The following is a 17415-nucleotide window of genomic DNA, read 5'->3' as shown; positions in this document are numbered from 1 at the left end:
TGCTGGGCATGATTGCGTCGGTGTCAGACGTCGGGCACCCAGGCAAAAACCGGATGATGCGGCCATCCCGGCGTTGAGCGTAGCAGCTCCGTCACCGGACGCTCCTGCGCCCGGATGTGCCTGTTCTGGAGGTTATCGGCAATGGCAATCAGCGTTTTCGACTTGTTCAAAATCGGTATCGGCCCGTCCAGTTCCCACACCGTGGGCCCCATGCGTGCCGCGGCGCTGTTCGTTGAAGCGCTGAAGGCCAAGGCCCTGCTCAATGATGTGCGTCGGGTCGAAGTGCAATTGTTCGGTTCGCTGTCGGCCACCGGCATCGGCCACGGCAGCGACAACGCCGTGATCATGGGCCTGATGGGGGAGTGGCCGGACGCAATCGACCCGTCGCAGATCGGCCCGCGCATCGAGTTGCTGCGTGAAACCCAGACCCTGCTGCTCGACGGTCGCCTGCCGGTACCGTTCGTATGGTCCCGGGACATGCGCTTGATCGACGAGAACCTGCCGTTCCACCCCAATGCGATGACCCTGGTGGCCGAGGGCGCCGACGGCGAGCTGCACCGTGACACGTATTACTCGGTCGGCGGGGGCTTTGTCGTCGATCAGGCCCAGGCCACCAGCGGCGTGGTGGACTTGGATCGCACTGAGCTGCCGTACGATTTTTCCAGCGCCGAAGAATTGCTCCAGTTGTGCCGCACTCACGACCTGCGGGTGGCCGAGTTGATGCTGGCCAACGAAAAGGTCTGGCGTTCCGAGGAAGAGATTCGCAGTGGCCTGATGAAACTGTGGCGGGCCATGCAGGACTGCGTCGAGCAGGGCCTCAAGCACGAGGGCATCCTGCCGGGCGGCTTGAATGTGCGTCGGCGCGCGGCCAAGTTGCACCGCAGCCTGCAAGAGCTGAACAAGCCCAATGTCATCGGCTCGACCCTGAGCGCCATGGAGTGGGTCAACCTATTCGCCCTGGCGGTCAACGAGGAGAACGCCGCCGGCGGGCGCATGGTCACCGCGCCGACCAACGGTGCGGCGGGAATCATCCCGGCGGTGCTGCATTACTTCATGAAATTCAGCGAAGCGGTCACCGACGCCAACGTCGTGGATTATTTCCTGGGTGCGGCGGCCGTCGGGATCCTGTGCAAGAAGAACGCCTCGATCTCCGGCGCCGAAGTCGGCTGCCAGGGCGAGGTGGGATCGGCTTGCGCCATGGCGGCGGCGGGCTTGGCGGAGATCCTCGGGGCCACGCCGGAGCAATTGTGCAACGCCGCGGAAATCGGCCTGGAGCACAACCTCGGCCTGACCTGCGACCCAGTCGGCGGCCTGGTGCAGGTGCCGTGCATCGAGCGCAACGCGATCGCCGCGGTCAAGGCCATCAACGCCGCCCAAATGGCCTTGCGCGGTGACGGCCAGCATTTCATCTCCCTGGACCGGGTGATCCGCACCATGCGCGATACCGGTGCCGACATGCATGACAAATATAAAGAGACTTCGCGCGGTGGCTTGGCGGTCAGTGCGGTGGAGTGCTGATTCGAAATCTCCACCGCACTCTGTGGCGAGGGAGCTTGCTCCCGCTGGGGCGCGAAGCGCCCCCAGGCGACGTCATGATGTCAGGAATATTTCGCAAGCCGGATTTGCGACCGCTTCGCGGTCGAGCGGGAGCAAGCTCCCTCGCCACAGATGAATGTAAAAACCGCTCGTAAAATGAACACCCATCCGCAAACGCGCCACCTTTTAGCGCGTCGCAAACAGATAAGGCGTGACTTGTCGGTCACGCCTTTGTACGCCGCCCCACCGTCCGTCCCCGCGCTTGCGGTGACAACCCTCGCGCAAACGGCGCAGCCCAGTTCCCACAAGTGCTACCGAACTGCTCACGGCCCTTTGTGACCGGTGCCTGCCGCCATGGATGGCAGCTAAAACCTGGACTTGATCCACCCCTTATATAGACAGGCCGCCATGTCGTTTTCAGGATTTATTGAACACACATTCAATTTTAGGCATGGCAATTGCTCTATCCCGATAAAGCCCCGTCTCACGCAAGAGAATGATGGGCAATAACAAGAGCCTCCGCCTGAGGCCATCACCCGCTTTGTGTGAGGAGATACCGCGATGACGACGTCCAACTCCGGGGCCCAACCCCAGAACCGTGCGCCTCAATCCATCGGCTTTTTGCTGCTGGACAATTTCACGCTGATTTCCCTGGCGTCCGCGGTGGAACCGCTACGCATGGCCAACCAACTGTCCGGTCGCGAGCTGTATCGCTGGACCACCCTGACCGTCGACGGCGGCCAGGTATGGGCCAGTGATGGCTTGCAGATCACCCCCGACGCCTCCATGCACAAGGCACCGCCCTTGGACACGGTCATCGTCTGTGGCGGTATCGGCATCCAGCGCACCGTAACCCGTGAACACGTGTCATGGCTGCAAGGCCAGGCCCGCCAGTCCCGTCGCCTCGGCGCGGTCTGCACCGGCAGCTGGGCCCTGGCCTGCGCCGGCCTGCTGGACGGTTTCGATTGCAGCGTGCACTGGGAATGCCTGGCGGCGATGCAGGAAGCTTTCCCGCGGGTATCGATGAGTACCCGCCTGTTCACCCTCGACCGCAACCGCTTCACCAGCTCCGGCGGCACCGCGCCGCTGGACATGATGCTGCATCTGATCAGCCGCGATCACGGTCGTGAGCTGTCGGCGGCGATCTCGGAAATGTTTGTCTACGAGCGTATCCGCAACGAGCAGGATCACCAGCGTGTGCCGCTCAAGCACATGCTTGGCACCAACCAGCCGAAGTTGCAGGAAATCGTCGCGTTGATGGAGGCCAACCTCGAAGAGCCGATCGACCTGGACGAATTGGCGGTGTACGTCGCTGTATCCAGGCGTCAGCTGGAGCGGTTGTTCCAGAAATACCTGCACTGCTCGCCGTCGCGCTATTACCTCAAGCTGCGGCTGATCCGTGCGCGGCAACTGCTCAAGCAGACGCCGATGTCGATCATCGAAGTGGCCTCGGTGTGCGGCTTCGTCTCCACCCCGCACTTCTCCAAATGCTACCGAGAGTACTTCGGCATTCCGCCGCGCGACGAGCGCGTCGGTTCCAACACCACGCAACAGGTGGCGATGATGCCGCTGCCGCAGGCGCTGGTGCTGTCGCCCTTGTCCGGGCCGCTGTCGGCGCTGAGCCAGGCGCGTAATGAGTCGACGTTTGCCAGTGTGAGGCTCTAAACCGCAGCGCTTTTGTGGCGAGGGAGCTTGCTCCCGCTGGACCGGGCTGGCGCTCCAGCGCGCAGCGGTCCCAAGCTTTTTGGGGCTGCTACGCAGCCCAGCGGGAGCAAGCTCCCTCGCCACAAGGTCAGGCGCTGTGGTTCTGCTGGTATTGCGTCAACGCCGGCAACAGCTGCTTATCGATCGCCTGGCGCACGGCCGGCAGGATGGTGGCGCTGCTGGTGTACATGTCCTTGACCATCCGCCGCAATTCATTGGCGCGGGCCCTGTCCAGCCCCCGCACGGCGCATTCGCATGCCTGCTCGGCGGTGGAGCCGCTGGGTATTTGCAGTCCCAGAGCCTTGAGGTGGCCCAGCAGGTCTTCCTGGTCGATCAAATCGGCGTGCATCATGACGCTTTTCCTTGTTCAGGGATTGGGGTCGTGTCTCGATTCTGGTAGCCACCCGAAGCGGCGGCAAGGGTAAATGGTCGCAATGTCATGAATGACTATGGAGGCGTCGTTTTCGGCTAACTTGCCCGGGCCTGGACTGGGCACACTGGCCCCAAGCTGAATCACGATGGTTTGGTCACCCTCGCGCGACGGCTCCTCCAGTAACGCTCCTGCCCCGATCCTGTCACGGCTTGATCGGGGATTTTTTTGCCTGTGAAAATCAGGGAAAAATTGGGTTGTTTGGTCGGGCGCCTTCGCGAGCAAGCCCGCTCCCACATGGGAATGCGGATTCCTGTGGGAGCGGGCTTGCTCGCGAATGGCCGTTACGCGGTCTAACGCTGCAACACCAGAATCCGCGACAACAGCTCATCCCGATCCACGTAACACCCCTGGAAATGCCGGGCCCCGGAGGCCGGGTCGAAGGCGTTGCGGGCATGGAGGGTGCGGCGGTTGTCGAAGCACCAGAGCTGGCCGGGTTCGAGGCGTTGCACCAGGCGAAATTGCGGCTCGCGGGTCAGGGCGATAAAGCGGCGGTAGGCGCGGTAGAGCCTGGGCATTTGCTCGACCGAGGTGTCGAAGGGCCCGCGCAGGAAGTTTGCCATGCGGATTTCCGCGACCTGCCCCAGCGCATCCAGCGCGATGATGGGCGCCAGGCAGCGGTAGTCGCTGTGGCGGTCCTTGTTGCGAAACTCCACCGGGATCTGGCACAGCGCGTCGAAGGCCTCGGGGTCTTCCTGGCGCAGCGTCTGGGCAATGGCAAAACCGTCGACAAAAATGCTCTCGCCGCCGTCGGCGTCGTTCACCAGGCAGTGCAGGAATTGCAAACCCGGTTGCAACTCACGGGTCGGCAGGTCGCTGTGCAGCGGCAGGTTGAAAGCGGTGTACGCGTTGCTGTCGGCATCGGCCTTGGACTGCACGTTGAACAACACGCCGAAGTTGCTCTCGCGGATAAAGGAAATGCGTTGGGCGATCTGTTTCAGCGAGCCGGGCTCGGTGGGCACGCCGCGTACTTGGGTCAGGCCGATGTCGCGCACCGCCAGAAGCCATTGCAGCAGCGCGTCGGCATCCGTCAGCAGTGCCTGGTATTCGAACACAGGCAGTTCCAGGTCATGCCGCCACAGCTGGCGGCGTGGCTTGTTTGCCAGGCGTTCGGCCCTGGATTGATCGTCATACGCATGGGCGCGCAACCAGCCCGGATCGAATAGGCTTCGGTGGCCATCCTGCCAAACCACACACAGGTGGCCCGCGTCGTCGATGTTGATGTGGCGGGGCGTCACGTCTTCCGGGACATCGACAATCTCTAGGACCTGCTCGCGGGTAACGCTGTAGACGCATTGCGGGCACGGGCAGTTGTCCCTTAGCCATTGATGATGGAACGGGCTGACCCGGCCGTCGGCCCACGTCACTTGCACCCGGTTGGTCAAGGGGGTCGCAGCGGTCAATGCCTGGACAAGCGGATAGCGTCGGAAGTCGGCAACAGCGGCAGCGGTGTTCATGGCGATCTCCTGGTCGAGGCTTATCGGGTGGGTGGCAGGGCGATGACTCGACCGATGCAGGTCGGTGTCGGCAGGTCGGCTTGGCTGTCCAACAGGGCTTTGAGTCGGTCCAGGGTCTGCTCGGTAAATGGCGCTGAGCGCGGGCCGGCCAGGTCGACATGCAGCAACATCTGTTCGTTGCCGGCCAGCTCTTTATCACCGCCGACCAGGTGCAGGCTGTGGTAGAGGTGCAAGCGTTTGGCGTCGTGGCCGATGAGCTGCGTATGCACCTCGACATCCGCGCCGAGCTTCACTTCGTGCAAGTAATTGAGGTGCAGTTCGAGGGTGAACAACGAGTGGCCGCTGGCTTCGCGGTTCTGGCTGTCCAGGCCGAGCCGGTCCATCAGCGCGTCGGTGGCGTAGCTGAAGATCAGCAAGTAGAAGGCATCGCGCAGATGGCCGTTGTAATCGACCCATTCGGGGAGGATGCGGGTTTGGTAGGTGGTGAGGGTGGGCATGACGACGATCCAACAGAAGAGAGGGATTCATGTGGGAGCGGGCTTGCTCGCGAAGACGGTGTATCTACCGCGCGATATTGAGCGGATGTACCGGCCTCTTCGCGAGCAAGCCCGCTCCCACGGGGGTTATTCAGTGAAAGACATTCCGTGCTTTTCCTTGGTGGTCTTCACAGCCTCCAGCACCGCCAGCAGGCAATCATCACGATAGCGCTCCAGGGCCGAGATGCTGTGGCTGCCCAATTGCTCGCTCGTGCCGTCCACTACATCATCGATCAACTTCTCGGTCAGCTCCGGCGCCGGCAGGTAGGTCCATGGCAGTTGCAGTGCCGGGCCGAACTGGGCCATGAAGTGCCGCATGCCGGCATCGCCGCCGGCCAGGGTGTAGGTCAGGAACGTACCCATGAATGACCAGCGCAGGCCGGCGCCAAAGCGGATCGCATCGTCGATTTCCCCGGTGGTGGCGACACCGTCGTTGACCAGGTGCAGGGCTTCGCGCCACAGCGCTTCGAGCAGGCGGTCGGCGATGAAGCCGGGGACTTCCTTGCGTACGTGCAATGGCCGCATGCCGAGGGATTCGTAGACTTCCATCGCTGCTTGCACCGCTTCGGGGGCGGTGTTTTTGCCGCCGACCACTTCCACCAGTGGCAACAAGTAGACCGGGTTGAACGGGTGCCCGACCACACAGCGTTCCGGGTGGGTGGCGTTCTCATAGAACTCGCTTGGCAGCAGGCCCGAGGTACTGGAACCGATCAACGCGTTTGGCTTGGCGGCGGCGCTGATCTGGGCGTGCAGTTCGAGCTTGAGTTCCAGTCGCTCGGGAGCGCTTTCCTGGATGAAATCAGCGTCGCGCACGCATTCTTCGATGGTGGCGACAAAGCGCAGCCGATCTTGCGAAGCGCCGGGAGCCAAGCCTTGTTTCTCCAGGGCGCCCCAGGCGTTGGCGACGCGTTTGCGCAGCGCCGCCTCGGCACCCGGCGCGGGGTCCCAGGCGACGACGTCGAGGCCATGGGCCAGGGCCCGGCTGACCCAGCCGCTGCCGATCACACCGCTGCCCAGGGCGGCGAAGGTCTTGATGTCGGTGATAAAGCTCATGGTGGTTTCCTGAAAAGGTCGGTGATCTAAAAAGTGTGGGAGCGGGCTTGCTCGCGAAGACGGCATTCCTTCCACAGGAGAACCATCGGATGTACCGGCCTCTTCGCGAGCAAGCCCGCTCCCACATTGGGTCAGTGGTGAATATGGAATCTGCCTTCACTGCAGATCCAAGGAATTGATTCGGTTCAGCCGCGCTGCACCAGGCCCATTTTCTTGCGACCTTCCGCCGGCGTGAGCACGCGGGCCCCAAGGCGGCTGAGGATTTCTCCGGCGCGCTCCACCAGTTGGCCGTTGGTGGCGAGCACGCCTTTGTCCAGCCAAAGGTTGTCTTCCAGCCCGACCCGCACGTTGCCCCCCAGCAGCACCGCCTGGGCGGCCATCGGCATTTGCATGCGACCGATGCCGAAGCCGGCCCACACCGCGTCGGCCGGCAGGTTGTCGACCATGGCTTTCATGGTAGTGGTGTCGGCCGGAGCCCCCCACGGGATGCCCAGGCAGAGCTGGAACAGCGGGTTGTCCAGCAGGCCTTCCTTGATCAGTTGCTTGGCGAACCACAGGTGACCGGTGTCGAAGATCTCCAGCTCGGCCTTGACCCCCAGCTCAGTGATGCGCTTGGCGCCGGCCCGCAGTTGTGCCGGGGTGGAAACGTAAATGGTGTCGCCGTCGCCGAAGTTCAGGGTGCCGCAATCCAATGTGCAGATTTCCGGCAACAGCTCCTCGACATGAGCCAGGCGGGTCAGCGGGCCTACCAGGTCGGTGTTGGGACCGAACTCCATCGGTCGTTCGCCGCCGCCGATCTCCAGGTCGCCGCCCATGCCGGCGGTGAGGTTGACGATGATGTCCACGTCCGCCTCACGGATGCGCTCCATCACTTCGCGGTACAACGCCACGTCGCGGCTGAACTTGCCGGTCTGCGGGTCACGGACGTGGCAATGGACCACCGTGGCCCCGGCTTTCGCCGCCTCCACGGCAGCGGCAGCGATCTGTTTCGGGGTGACCGGCACGTGGGGGCTCTTGGCGGTCGTGTCGCCAGCACCGGTGAGTGCGCAGGTGATGATGACGTCGTGGTTCATGGTGCGGGTTCCTTCAGGCGTGGTGAGTCACTGCGCAGCCCTTGTACTGCTGCGCAGATGGCGATCGGTTGATCAGTTGCTGGTGAGTTTCAGGTTGTCCGCGGCCGGTTTGCCGTCGAAGGTGGTCACGCCTTCGAGCCAACGTTGTTTGTCTTGCGGATGATCCTTGAGCCATTGCCGGGCCGATTCGAGCGGGTCCTTGTGATCGAGCAACGGTTGCATCATCCGGCTCTCGTCTTCGGCGCTGAAGGTCAGGTTGCTCAGCAAGCGACCGACGTTCGGACATTGCTCGGCGTAGTTCGGCGCGGTGACGGTCCACACGGTGGCCATGCCTTCGTTCGGGCCGAGGGCGTCTTCGCTGCCGGTGAGGTAGGTCATTTGCACGTTGACGTTCATCGGGTGCGGGGCCCAGCCGAAGAACACCACGGCTTCCTTGCGCCGCACGGCACGGTCCACGGCGGCGAGCATGCCGGCTTCGCTGGACTCCACCAGTTGGAATTTGCCCAGGCCGAACTGGTTCTTGGCGATCATCGCCTTGATCTGGGTATTGGCGCCGGAGCCGGGTTCGATGCCGTAGATCTTGCCGCCCAACTCTTTTTCGAATTTGGCGATGTCGGCGAAGGTCTTCAGGCCCTTGTCGGCCAGGTAGGTCGGCACGGCCAGGGTGGCGCGGGCGTCCTTGAGGCTGGGCTGCTCCAGCACCTTGACCTGCTTGGCCTCGACGAACGGGGTGATGGTCTGGGTCATCAACGGGTTCCAGTAGCCGAGGAACAGGTCCAGGCGCTGGTCGCGGATGCCGGCGAAGATGATTTGTTGGGAGGCGCTGGTTTGCTTGGTCTTGTAGCCGAGGCCGTCGAGCATCACTTGAGTCAGGGCGCTGGTGGCGATGACGTCGGTCCAGTTGACCACGCCCAGGCGTACGTTCTGGCAGGCGGCGGGCTCGGCGGCCATGGCGGCCGGGCTCAGGAGAGGCGTGGCGCTGAGTGCGAGAACGCAGTAGCTGATCAGTCGTTTCATTGTCAGGTTCCTCGGCAGCTTATTGTTATGGGGCCCGGTGTCTGTGCGCCGGTGATGCCACGTTACGCAGCCCCGGGCAGGGCAAAACGCACAGCGGCGACGTGCTCTTGCACTGCAGCGACTCTTGAACGGTTGTTGCAACTGGCGTATCAAGGTCCGCACGCTGCCCGTCAACCGAGTGCGCTCCATGTCCCAGGATTTCTACTTCTTGTTGATGCCGGGTTTCTCGGCCATCGGTTTCATCTCGGCCATCGAACCGTTGCGGGTCGCCAATCGCTTTCGCGGCGAGTTGTACCGCTGGCATGTGTTGAGCATCGATGGCGGGGCGGTGCTGGCGAGCAATGGCATGTCGGTCAACGCCGATGCCGCGCTGGAGCCCTTGAAGAAAGGCGCGACCCTTTGGGTGGTGGCGGGGTTCGAGCCGCTGAAGTTTGTCACCCCGGCACTGGAACGCTGGCTGCATCGGCTGGACAACGAAGGCGTGATCCTGGGCGGCATCGACACCGGCAGCGTGGTCCTGGCCGAGGCGGGGCTGCTGGAAGGGCACCGGGTGACGTTGCACTGGGAAGCCATCGAGGCATTCAAGGAGTCTTATCCGCAGCTTGGCGTGACCCAGGAACTGTTCGAAATCGACCGTCGCCGTATCACTTGTGCGGGCGGCACCGCGTCCATCGACCTGATGCTCGACCTGATCGGCCAGGCCCACGGTTCGGAACTGGCGATCCAGGTCAGCGAGCAATTTGTGCTCGGCCGCATCCGTCCACGCAAAGATCACCAGCGCATGGAAATCGCCAACCGCTACGGCATTCGCAACAAGAAGCTGGTGCACGTCATCGGCGAGATGGAAACCCACAGTGAACCACCACTGAGTACTTTGGCGCTGGCCGAGTCGATCAACGTCACTCGTCGCCAGCTCGAAAGGCTGTTCCGCCTGCACCTGAACGACACGCCGAGCAACTTCTACTTGCGCCTGCGCCTGGAAAAGGCCCGGCAGTTGCTGCGCCAGACCGACATGAGCGTGCTGGAAGTGAGCATCGCCTGCGGGTTTGAGTCGCCTTCGTATTTCACCCGCAGCTATCGGACCCGGTTCGCACGGTGTCCGCGGGAGGATCGGCGGCGGCAGGGGGATGGTCGGGAGCTGGTTTGACAGGCTTTTATACTCAATTATACTCGCGACTATAAATTATACCTGTCGCCATAATTGAGTATAAAACCATGTCCAAGCACCCCGGTTTTGTCTTCCGGCGTCCTGATCTGGCCCGCAATATTGTCGATGGGCTGGCCGGCGCCGGGATCCAGGATTACACCTCAGGCCTGTTCCTGGCCGCGCCAAGGCGTACCGGAAAAAGTACGTTCCTGCGCGAGGACTTGATTCCCGAATGCGAGACGCGAGGTTGGCTCGCGGTCTACGTCGACCTTTGGGCCAACAAGGAGAAGGACCCTGCCGACTTGATCGCTTCGGCCATCGCCGGAGCACTGGTGCCTTATGAGAAGGGCATCCGCAAGCTCGCCAAATCCATGGGCATCGACAAACTCAGCTTCTTGCGCACGTTGTCGTGGGATTTCAGCCAGCCGCAACTGCCCGAAGGGGCGACGCTGACCCAGGCACTGGAGCTGTTGCACCGTGCCGCGGATAAAACCGTGGTGCTGGTAATCGATGAAGCCCAGCATGCCTTGACCACCGAGGCCGGGGTCAACGCGATGTTTGGCCTCAAGGCGGCCCGTGACCAGCTCAACCAGGGGCGCGAGGGCGATACCAGTGGCCTGCGGCTGGTGTTCACCGGTTCCAATCGCGACAAGCTCGCCCACTTGGTGCTGAGTCGCAACCAACCGTTCTACGGATCCAGCATCACGCCGTTCCCTTTGCTGGGCAAAGCCTTCACCCAGGCCTACACCGCCCATTTGAACGCACACTTGGCCCAGACCAATCAGTTCAACGCCGATGACCTGGACCAGGCGTTCGAGTTGGTAGGGCGCCGTCCGGAGATGTTGCGCAGCGTCATCGGCGAAATTGCCCTGGAACTGGGCGAGGCGAGCCATTTGGGGGAGTTGCTGCGCAACAGCGCCGAAATGCTGCGCGCCGGCGTCTGGACCGAATTCGAGAGCGCCTGGAACGCCCTGACGGTGCCGCAACGGGCCGTGTTGCAGGTCATGGCCGAGCGCTCGCAGAACAACGAGCCCTTCGCGCCCTTCACCGATTCAACATTGGAGGCGGTGAGCAAGGCATTGAAGAGCATGGGAAGCGAAGTCGTGCCCGGTACCCAGACCATCCAATCGTGTATCGATGCGTTGCGTGAAAAGGAATTGGTGTGGAAATCCAATCGCGGTGGTTATGCGTTGGAGGACAAGGCGTTTGCGGAGTGGTTGAAGGGGTATCGCCAGCAACAGAATCGGTCCTGACCCGATTGGCGGTCGAGCATAGTGAGCTGTGTGGAGAGGGGATTTTATGGGAGCAAAGCTTGCTCGCGAAACAGTCGACTCGGTTTCTGAAGGACCGCATCGCTTTCATCGCGAGCAAGCTTTGCTCCCACAAAAAACTCCCCACAGGTGCCCGTTCGGCTGGGAAAGGTCTATTTCTTCATCAGCGCCGAGCAGGCTGCTTTATAGGCTTCATGCTGATACTTGTTCAGCGTCGCTGGCAGGGCGAAGTCATGTTTCTTGCTCTGGGCGTTGATGGTCTGCGGCGACAGCAGCGTTACCTCACAACCCTCCAGCAACTGGAAAACCCCTTCGATCTTGAACGTGGTCGGGCCACCGGCGAACTCGCCTTTCTTGCTGCGCTTCTTGATGGCGATGCGTTCGATGCCGTTGTCCGTCACGAACGTCCGCACCTGGGCGGCGAAAGCCTTGACGTTGGCGGCGTCGTCATCGTCGTCCAGGGCGATTTTCTTGGTGCTCAGCGCAACGTGGCTCAACGCTTGCTGGTCTAGCGAGGCAACGGCGATGATCGCTTCGCTGCCTTTGATTTCGATGCCGCAGATGATCATGGGTGGCCTTGGATTCCGGAGGTCTGGAGCGCCAGTCTATCCACCTTGCTCAATTCATGCTCGCTCGCAGGTCCAGCATGATCTTGTCGAAATAATCGACCCGGATCACGCCAAAGCGCGGGTATTCGAAATCCAGAATCACATACAGCACGCAGACCATTACCGCCGCGTAGCCGAGGCTGTGCAGCCAGTTGCGTTGCCGGGTGCCGGCCATGCCGTAGCCAATCAGCAGGGCGCTGATCAGGGTCATGGTCACCAGCATCAGGTAAATGGTCAGGGGCGGATGGGTTTCATGAGCCACGGCGCGCGTCGTGGTGATGTCGATCATTTCGTTTTGTGCTTGCAGCACGGGTGTGCCCAGGGTCGGTGTGGGCATCTGTTGCAGCGCTGCGACGGTATGTTTCCAGATGGCTTGCTGCAGGTCATTGGCTCGGTCATGGGCCGCTTCGTCGACTTCATCCTCGCGCAAGTCGCGGTAGTATTCGATGCGCGCATCGACATAGTCCCGGAATGCCTGGCGGATCTGCGGTTGTTCACTGGCGGGCAGAAGGTCCAGGCGCAACCAGGCGGTGCCCATGGCGTTGGTTTCGGCGACGATCAATGCACGGCGCTGATCCAGGCGCGAAGCCGCGCCGGAGAAGGTAAAGGCAATCAGCAGCGCCAGCAGGCCAAACACCGCGCCTTCGATGGCCCCGATGCCCTGGCGAGCGCCGTCCGGGTCCTGGGCCAGGTGACGGTTGCCGACCCGTCGACCGGCTTCGATGCCCAGCACGATGGCGATAAAGATGGTTAACCCATAAATGGGCAAGGCGGTAAGAGAGTGCATACGAAAATCCTCTGATCATCGTGTGTGACTCGTCTGTACAGCCCGGCTCGGACGGGTATGCAGCCAGTGTAGACGGCGCTGGCTGATTCATCCTTGGAGAGCGTGTTCTCTCGGGACTTATAGTTCCAGTTGGTCAGCGTGAATGCCAAAGGCAATAGCAATCTTTTCACGAGTGGCCCGGCGAGGTTTGGCCACAGATTCTTGCTGGGCAAACGCCGGTTGGGAAATACCCAGGCGCTTGGCGACTTCATCCTGAGTAAGATTCAAATGCTCGCGCCAGGCACGGACAGTGGTTGCGCCGTCAACGATATGGCTGACGACTTCATGGGGAATCAAGTGGTTATTCATAGAAGAGTTACTCCTGCCCAATCGACTCCAAAAACTCCGACCGATCGTCGCTCACCTGGGCCATGCAGTCGTTTTCGGCGATTTTGTAGGCGTCGCTGCCAGGTTTGGCCGGGAAGGCGGCGATGGCGCAGTCGGCGTCGCGCTGTTTTTGCCACAGTTGCTGCGCGGTCTTGACCTTGGCGGTGATGTCGTTGAGCTGGGCCTTGTCGCTGGCGTAGCGGGTTTGCAGGCGCTCCAAGAGGCTCTGCAGGTTTTCGCCCAGTAATTGTTCGGCGGCGGTTTTGCCATAGGCCGAGCAGGCCAGGGTCTGGACGTCGTTTTCAACTTCGTCGCAGGGGTTGGGCTCGGTGTCTTCGGTTGCGTGTGCCAGGGTGCTGATCAGTGCCAATGCCAGGAAAAGTGATTTCATCGCGTTGCCGCTCAAGTCCAGTGAAAACCAGTGATGCGGCGGATTCTGGCGCAAGCGTCGGGTAAAGAACAGACGGGCAGGGTGGGCCCGTTGTAGCCCATTGTCGTGGATTGACGCTTTCGGCAATTCCCCTGTCGTTTTTGCACCGGGTCGCGACGGCCCTCAGGCATATGCTGGCCCCAAAGCGCCGGCACACGATTCGGCGCATGAATCGCTAACAAGGGGACTGCCTGATGAGCCCAGCCGAATTGCACGCCGACAGCATCGTTATCGACGGGCTGATCATTGCCAAGTGGAACCGCGACCTGTTCGAAGACATGCGCAAGGGCGGCCTGACCGCAGCCAACTGCACCGTGTCGGTGTGGGAAGGTTTCCAGGCCACCATCAACAACATCGTCGCCAGCCAGAAACTGATCCGCGAGAACAGCGACCTGGTGATCCCGGTGAAAACCACCGCCGACATCCGTCGCGCCAAGGAGCAGGGCAAGACCGGCATCATCTTCGGCTTCCAGAACGCCCATGCCTTCGAAGACCAGCTCGGCTACGTCGAGATATTCAAGCAGCTCGGCGTCGGTGTGGTGCAGATGTGCTACAACACCCAGAACCTGGTGGGCACCGGCTGCTACGAGCGCGACGGCGGCCTGTCGGGCTTCGGTCGCGAGATCGTCGCCGAGATGAACCGCGTCGGCATCATGTGCGACCTGTCCCACGTCGGTTCCAAGACTTCCGAAGAAGTCATCCTCGAATCGAAAAAGCCGGTCTGCTACTCCCACTGCCTGCCGTCCGGCCTGAAAGAACACCCGCGCAACAAATCCGATGAAGAGCTGAAGTTCATTGCCGACCACGGTGGTTTCGTCGGCGTGACCATGTTCGCGCCGTTCCTGGCCAAGGGCATCGATTCGACCATCGACGACTACGCCGAAGCCATCGAATACACCATGAACATCGTCGGCGAGGACGCCATCGGCATCGGCACCGACTTCACCCAGGGCCATGGCCAGGATTTCTTCGAAATGCTGACCCACGACAAGGGCTACGCCCGTCGCCTGACCAGCTTCGGCAAGATCATCAACCCCCTGGGCATCCGCACCGTGGGCGAGTTCCCGAACCTCACCGAGACGCTGCTCAAGCGCGGCCATCCTGAGCGGGTAGTGCGCAAGATCATGGGCGAGAACTGGGTGAACGTCCTCAAGGACGTCTGGGGCGAGTAAACCCCGCTGCATCACTGAATCCTTACCTGCGGCCACTCGCGCCGCAGGCACATCACGAATTTCCGGAGTCAAGTTTTCATGGCCAAGATCGCCCCGCAACTGCCTATCGAAGTCGACAGCGAAACCGGTGTCTGGACCTCCGACGCCCTGCCGATGCTGTACGTGCCGCGTCACTTCTTCGTCAACAACCACATGGGCATCGAGGAAGTGCTGGGCGCCGACGCCTACGCCGAGATTCTCTACAAGGCCGGCTACAAATCCGCCTGGCACTGGTGCGAAAAAGAAGCCGAGTGCCACGGCCTGGAAGGCGTCGCGGTGTTCGAGCACTACATGAAGCGCCTGTCCCAGCGTGGCTGGGGCCTGTTCAAGATCCAGGACATCGACCTGGACAAAGGCACCGCCAGCGTCAAGCTCGAACACTCGGCGTTCGTCTATGTGTATGGCAAGGTCGGGCGCAAGGTCGACTACATGTTCACCGGCTGGTTCGCCGGCGCCATGGACCAGATCCTCGCCGCGCGCGGCAGCCAGATCCGCACCGTGGCCGAACAGGTCTACGGCGGTTCCGAAGAAGGCCACGACGACGGCCTGTTCATCGTCAAGCCGTTGTAAGTCGAGGATCGCGCCATGGCTTTTGAAGCAATGTTCCAGCCGATCCAGATCGGCAAGCTGACCATCCGCAACCGCGTGCTCAGCACCGCGCACGCCGAGGTCTACGCCACCGACGGCGGCATGACCACCGACCGGTACGTGAAGTATTACGAAGAGAAGGCCAAGGGCGGCATCGGCCTGGCGATCTGTGGTGGCTCGTCGGTGGTTGCCATCGACAGCCCCCAGGAATGGTGGAGCTCGGTGAACCTGTCCACCGACCGCATCATCCCGCACTTCCAGAACCTGGCCGACGCCATGCACAAGCATGGCGCCAAGATCATGATCCAGATTACCCACATGGGCCGTCGCTCGCGCTGGGACGGCTTCAACTGGCCGACCCTGATGTCGCCGTCCGGCGTGCGTGAGCCGGTACACCGTGCCACCTGCAAGACCATCGAGCCGGAAGAGATCTGGCGGGTGATCGGCAACTACGCCCAGGCCGCGCGCCGGGCCAAGGCCGGTGGCCTGGACGGCGTCGAATTGTCGGCGGTGCACCAGCACATGATCGACCAGTTCTGGAGCCCACGGGTCAACAAGCGTACCGACGAATGGGGCGGCAGCTTTGAAGGCCGCATGAAGTTCGGCCTGGAAGTGTTGAAGGCCGTGCGTGCCGAAGTGGGCGACGATTTCTGCGTGGGCATGCGCCTGTGTGGTGACGAGTTCCACCCGGACGGCTTGTCCCACGAGGACATGAAGCAGATCGCCAAGTACTACGACGACACCGGCATGCTCGATTTCATCGGCGTGGTGGGCTCGGGTTGCGACACCCACAACACCCTGGCCAACGTCATCCCGAACATGAGTTATCCACCGGAGCCGTTCCTGCACTTGGCCGCCGGTATCAAGGAAGTGGTCAAGGTCCCGGTGCTGCACGCGCAGAACATCAAGGACCCGAACCAGGCCACGCGGATCCTGGAGGGCGGTTACGTCGACATGGTCGGCATGACCCGTGCCCACATCGCCGACCCGCACCTGATCGCCAAGATCAAGATGGGCCAGATCGACCAGATCAAGCAGTGCGTCGGCGCCAACTACTGCATCGACCGCCAGTACCAAGGCTTGGACGTGCTGTGCATCCAGAACGCCGCGACTTCCCGTGAATACATGGGCGTGCCGCACATCATCGAGAAGTCCACCGGGCCCAAGCGCAAAGTCGTGGTGGTCGGTGCCGGCCCGGCCGGGATGGAAGCCGCGCGCGTGGCCGCCGAACGTGGGCACGATGTGACCCTGTTCGAGAAGAAGGAATTCATCGGCGGGCAGATCACCACCGCCTCGAAGGCCCCGCAACGGGACCAGATCGCCGGTATCACCCGTTGGTTCCAGCTGGAACTGGCGCGGCTGAAAGTCGACCTGCGCCTGGGCGTGGCGGCTGATGCGGCGACCATCATGGACCTGCGTCCGGACGTGGTCGTGCTGGCCGTTGGCGGCCATCCGAACCTGGAGCAGAACGAACACTGGGGCGCCGCCGAAGGGCTGGTGGTCAGCAGCTGGGACGTGCTCGACGGCAAGGTCGCGCCGGGCAAGAACGTGCTGGTCTACGACACCATCTGCGAGTTCACCGGCATGTCGGTGGCCGACTTCCTCGCCGACAAGGGCAGCCAGGTCGAGATCGTCACCGACGACATCAAGCCGGGCGTGGCCATTGGCGGGACGTCGTTCCCCACCTACTACCGCAGCATGTACCCCAAGGAAGTGATCATGACCGGGGACATGATGCTGGAGAAGGTCTACCGCGAAGGCGACAAGCTGGTGGCGGTGCTGGAGAACGAATACACCGGCGCCAAGGAAGAACGCGTGGTGGACCAGGTGGTGGTGGAGAACGGCGTGCGGCCGGACGAAGAAATCTACTACGCGCTCAAGGAGGGTTCGCGCAACAAGGGCCAGATCGACGTCGAAGCCCTGTTCGCGATCAAGCCCCAGCCATGCCTGGAACAGAGCGGCGATGGCTACCTGCTGTTCCGCATCGGCGACTGCGTGGCCCAGCGTAATACCCACGCGGCCATCTACGACGCCCTGCGGTTGTGCAAGGATTTCTAACGGCTTGCACCAAACCCCTGTGGGAGCGGGCTTGCTCGCGAATGCATTTTGTCAGCCACACATAAGCTGACTGTCACACCGCCTTCGCGAGCAAGCCCGCTCCCACAGTGACCGAGTAAGGCATCTCGACCTGCAAGACCCTG

At 62.1% G+C, this 17415-nt stretch carries 16 protein-coding genes and 1 pseudogene; 7 read left to right on the top strand and 10 right to left on the bottom strand.

Annotation, left to right across the window (positions count from 1 at the left end; all coding sequences use genetic code 11):
- The first annotated feature begins 141 nt into the window (after window positions 1-141).
- Both HU767_RS07940 and HU767_RS07935 read left to right on the top strand, forming a co-directional pair.
- Window positions 142-1518 (top strand): L-serine ammonia-lyase, encoded by a 1377-nt coding sequence (locus tag HU767_RS07940; protein WP_186707123.1) that lies wholly within the window; start codon window positions 142-144, stop codon window positions 1516-1518.
- Between the two features lie 579 nt (window positions 1519-2097).
- Window positions 2098-3201: a GlxA family transcriptional regulator gene (locus HU767_RS07935; protein ID WP_042731607.1), complete on the top strand. Its 1104-nt coding sequence runs from the start codon at window positions 2098-2100 to the stop codon at window positions 3199-3201.
- Window positions 3202-3328: 127 nt separating this feature from the next.
- On the opposite strand, the gene HU767_RS07930 is transcribed toward HU767_RS07935, so the two are convergent.
- From HU767_RS07930 to choX, 6 genes are all read right to left on the bottom strand, one after another.
- On the bottom strand, window positions 3329-3592 hold the full coding sequence (locus HU767_RS07930) for a hypothetical protein (protein WP_186707124.1): 264 nt from the start codon (window positions 3590-3592) through the stop codon (window positions 3329-3331).
- Window positions 3593-3963: 371 nt separating this feature from the next.
- On the bottom strand, window positions 3964-5127 hold the full coding sequence (locus tag HU767_RS07925) for a gamma-butyrobetaine dioxygenase (protein WP_186729174.1): 1164 nt from the start codon (window positions 5125-5127) through the stop codon (window positions 3964-3966).
- 20 nt (window positions 5128-5147) lie between these two features.
- Entirely contained in the window at window positions 5148-5624 is a 477-nt protein-coding gene (locus tag HU767_RS07920; protein WP_186729172.1) for a thioesterase family protein, read from the bottom strand.
- A gap of 126 nt (window positions 5625-5750) precedes the next feature.
- A complete protein-coding gene (locus HU767_RS07915) occupies window positions 5751-6716 on the bottom strand; it encodes an L-carnitine dehydrogenase (RefSeq protein WP_186707127.1) in 966 nt (321 codons plus the stop codon).
- Window positions 6717-6901: 185 nt separating this feature from the next.
- A complete protein-coding gene (locus tag HU767_RS07910) occupies window positions 6902-7789 on the bottom strand; it encodes a 3-keto-5-aminohexanoate cleavage protein (RefSeq protein WP_186707128.1) in 888 nt (295 codons plus the stop codon).
- A gap of 72 nt (window positions 7790-7861) precedes the next feature.
- Window positions 7862-8806 (bottom strand): choline ABC transporter substrate-binding protein, encoded by a 945-nt coding sequence (choX, locus tag HU767_RS07905; RefSeq protein WP_186707129.1) that lies wholly within the window; start codon window positions 8804-8806, stop codon window positions 7862-7864.
- Between the two features lie 187 nt (window positions 8807-8993).
- On the opposite strand from choX, the gene HU767_RS07900 reads away from it, so the two are divergent.
- Together HU767_RS07900 and HU767_RS07895 are read left to right on the top strand one after the other, a co-directional pair.
- Window positions 8994-9953, top strand: coding sequence for a GlxA family transcriptional regulator (locus HU767_RS07900; protein WP_186707130.1), 960 nt, complete (start codon window positions 8994-8996; stop codon window positions 9951-9953).
- Between the two features lie 68 nt (window positions 9954-10021).
- Window positions 10022-11206: a hypothetical protein gene (locus HU767_RS07895; RefSeq protein ID WP_186729169.1), complete on the top strand. Its 1185-nt coding sequence runs from the start codon at window positions 10022-10024 to the stop codon at window positions 11204-11206.
- A 170-nt stretch (window positions 11207-11376) separates the two neighbouring features.
- Here HU767_RS07895 and HU767_RS07890 read toward each other — a convergent pair whose 3' ends face one another.
- From HU767_RS07890 to HU767_RS07875, 4 genes and pseudogenes are all read right to left on the bottom strand, one after another.
- Window positions 11377-11793 (bottom strand): DUF3010 family protein, encoded by a 417-nt coding sequence (locus tag HU767_RS07890; protein WP_186729167.1) that lies wholly within the window; start codon window positions 11791-11793, stop codon window positions 11377-11379.
- A 49-nt stretch (window positions 11794-11842) separates the two neighbouring features.
- A complete protein-coding gene (locus tag HU767_RS07885) occupies window positions 11843-12619 on the bottom strand; it encodes a DUF4239 domain-containing protein (RefSeq protein ID WP_186729165.1) in 777 nt (258 codons plus the stop codon).
- 117 nt (window positions 12620-12736) lie between these two features.
- Window positions 12737-12955, bottom strand: a pseudogene (locus HU767_RS07880) (helix-turn-helix transcriptional regulator); the annotation flags it as partial.
- Between the two features lie 19 nt (window positions 12956-12974).
- On the bottom strand, window positions 12975-13376 hold the full coding sequence (locus HU767_RS07875) for a lysozyme inhibitor LprI family protein (protein WP_186729243.1): 402 nt from the start codon (window positions 13374-13376) through the stop codon (window positions 12975-12977).
- 233 nt (window positions 13377-13609) lie between these two features.
- Here HU767_RS07875 and HU767_RS07870 point away from each other — a divergent pair, with 233 nt between their 5' ends.
- The 3 genes from HU767_RS07870 (at window position 13610) to dgcA (ending at window position 17272) form a co-directional block, all read left to right on the top strand.
- Complete coding sequence (locus tag HU767_RS07870; protein WP_030139307.1) at window positions 13610-14587, top strand: dipeptidase; 978 nt, start codon at window positions 13610-13612, stop codon at window positions 14585-14587.
- 78 nt (window positions 14588-14665) lie between these two features.
- Window positions 14666-15196 (top strand): DUF5943 domain-containing protein, encoded by a 531-nt coding sequence (locus HU767_RS07865; protein WP_018612374.1) that lies wholly within the window; start codon window positions 14666-14668, stop codon window positions 15194-15196.
- A 15-nt stretch (window positions 15197-15211) separates the two neighbouring features.
- Window positions 15212-17272, top strand: coding sequence for a dimethylglycine demethylation protein DgcA (dgcA, locus tag HU767_RS07860; RefSeq protein ID WP_045157161.1), 2061 nt, complete (start codon window positions 15212-15214; stop codon window positions 17270-17272).
- The last annotated feature ends 143 nt before the right edge of the window (window positions 17273-17415 follow it).

Origin of the sequence: Pseudomonas sp. SWRI179 (assembly GCF_014268705.1) — a bacterium.
Lineage (GTDB): Bacteria > Pseudomonadota > Gammaproteobacteria > Pseudomonadales > Pseudomonadaceae > Aquipseudomonas > Aquipseudomonas zanjanensis.
The sequence above is the reverse complement of the archived record's forward strand: the minus strand, read 5'-3'. Positions and strand labels throughout refer to the sequence as shown.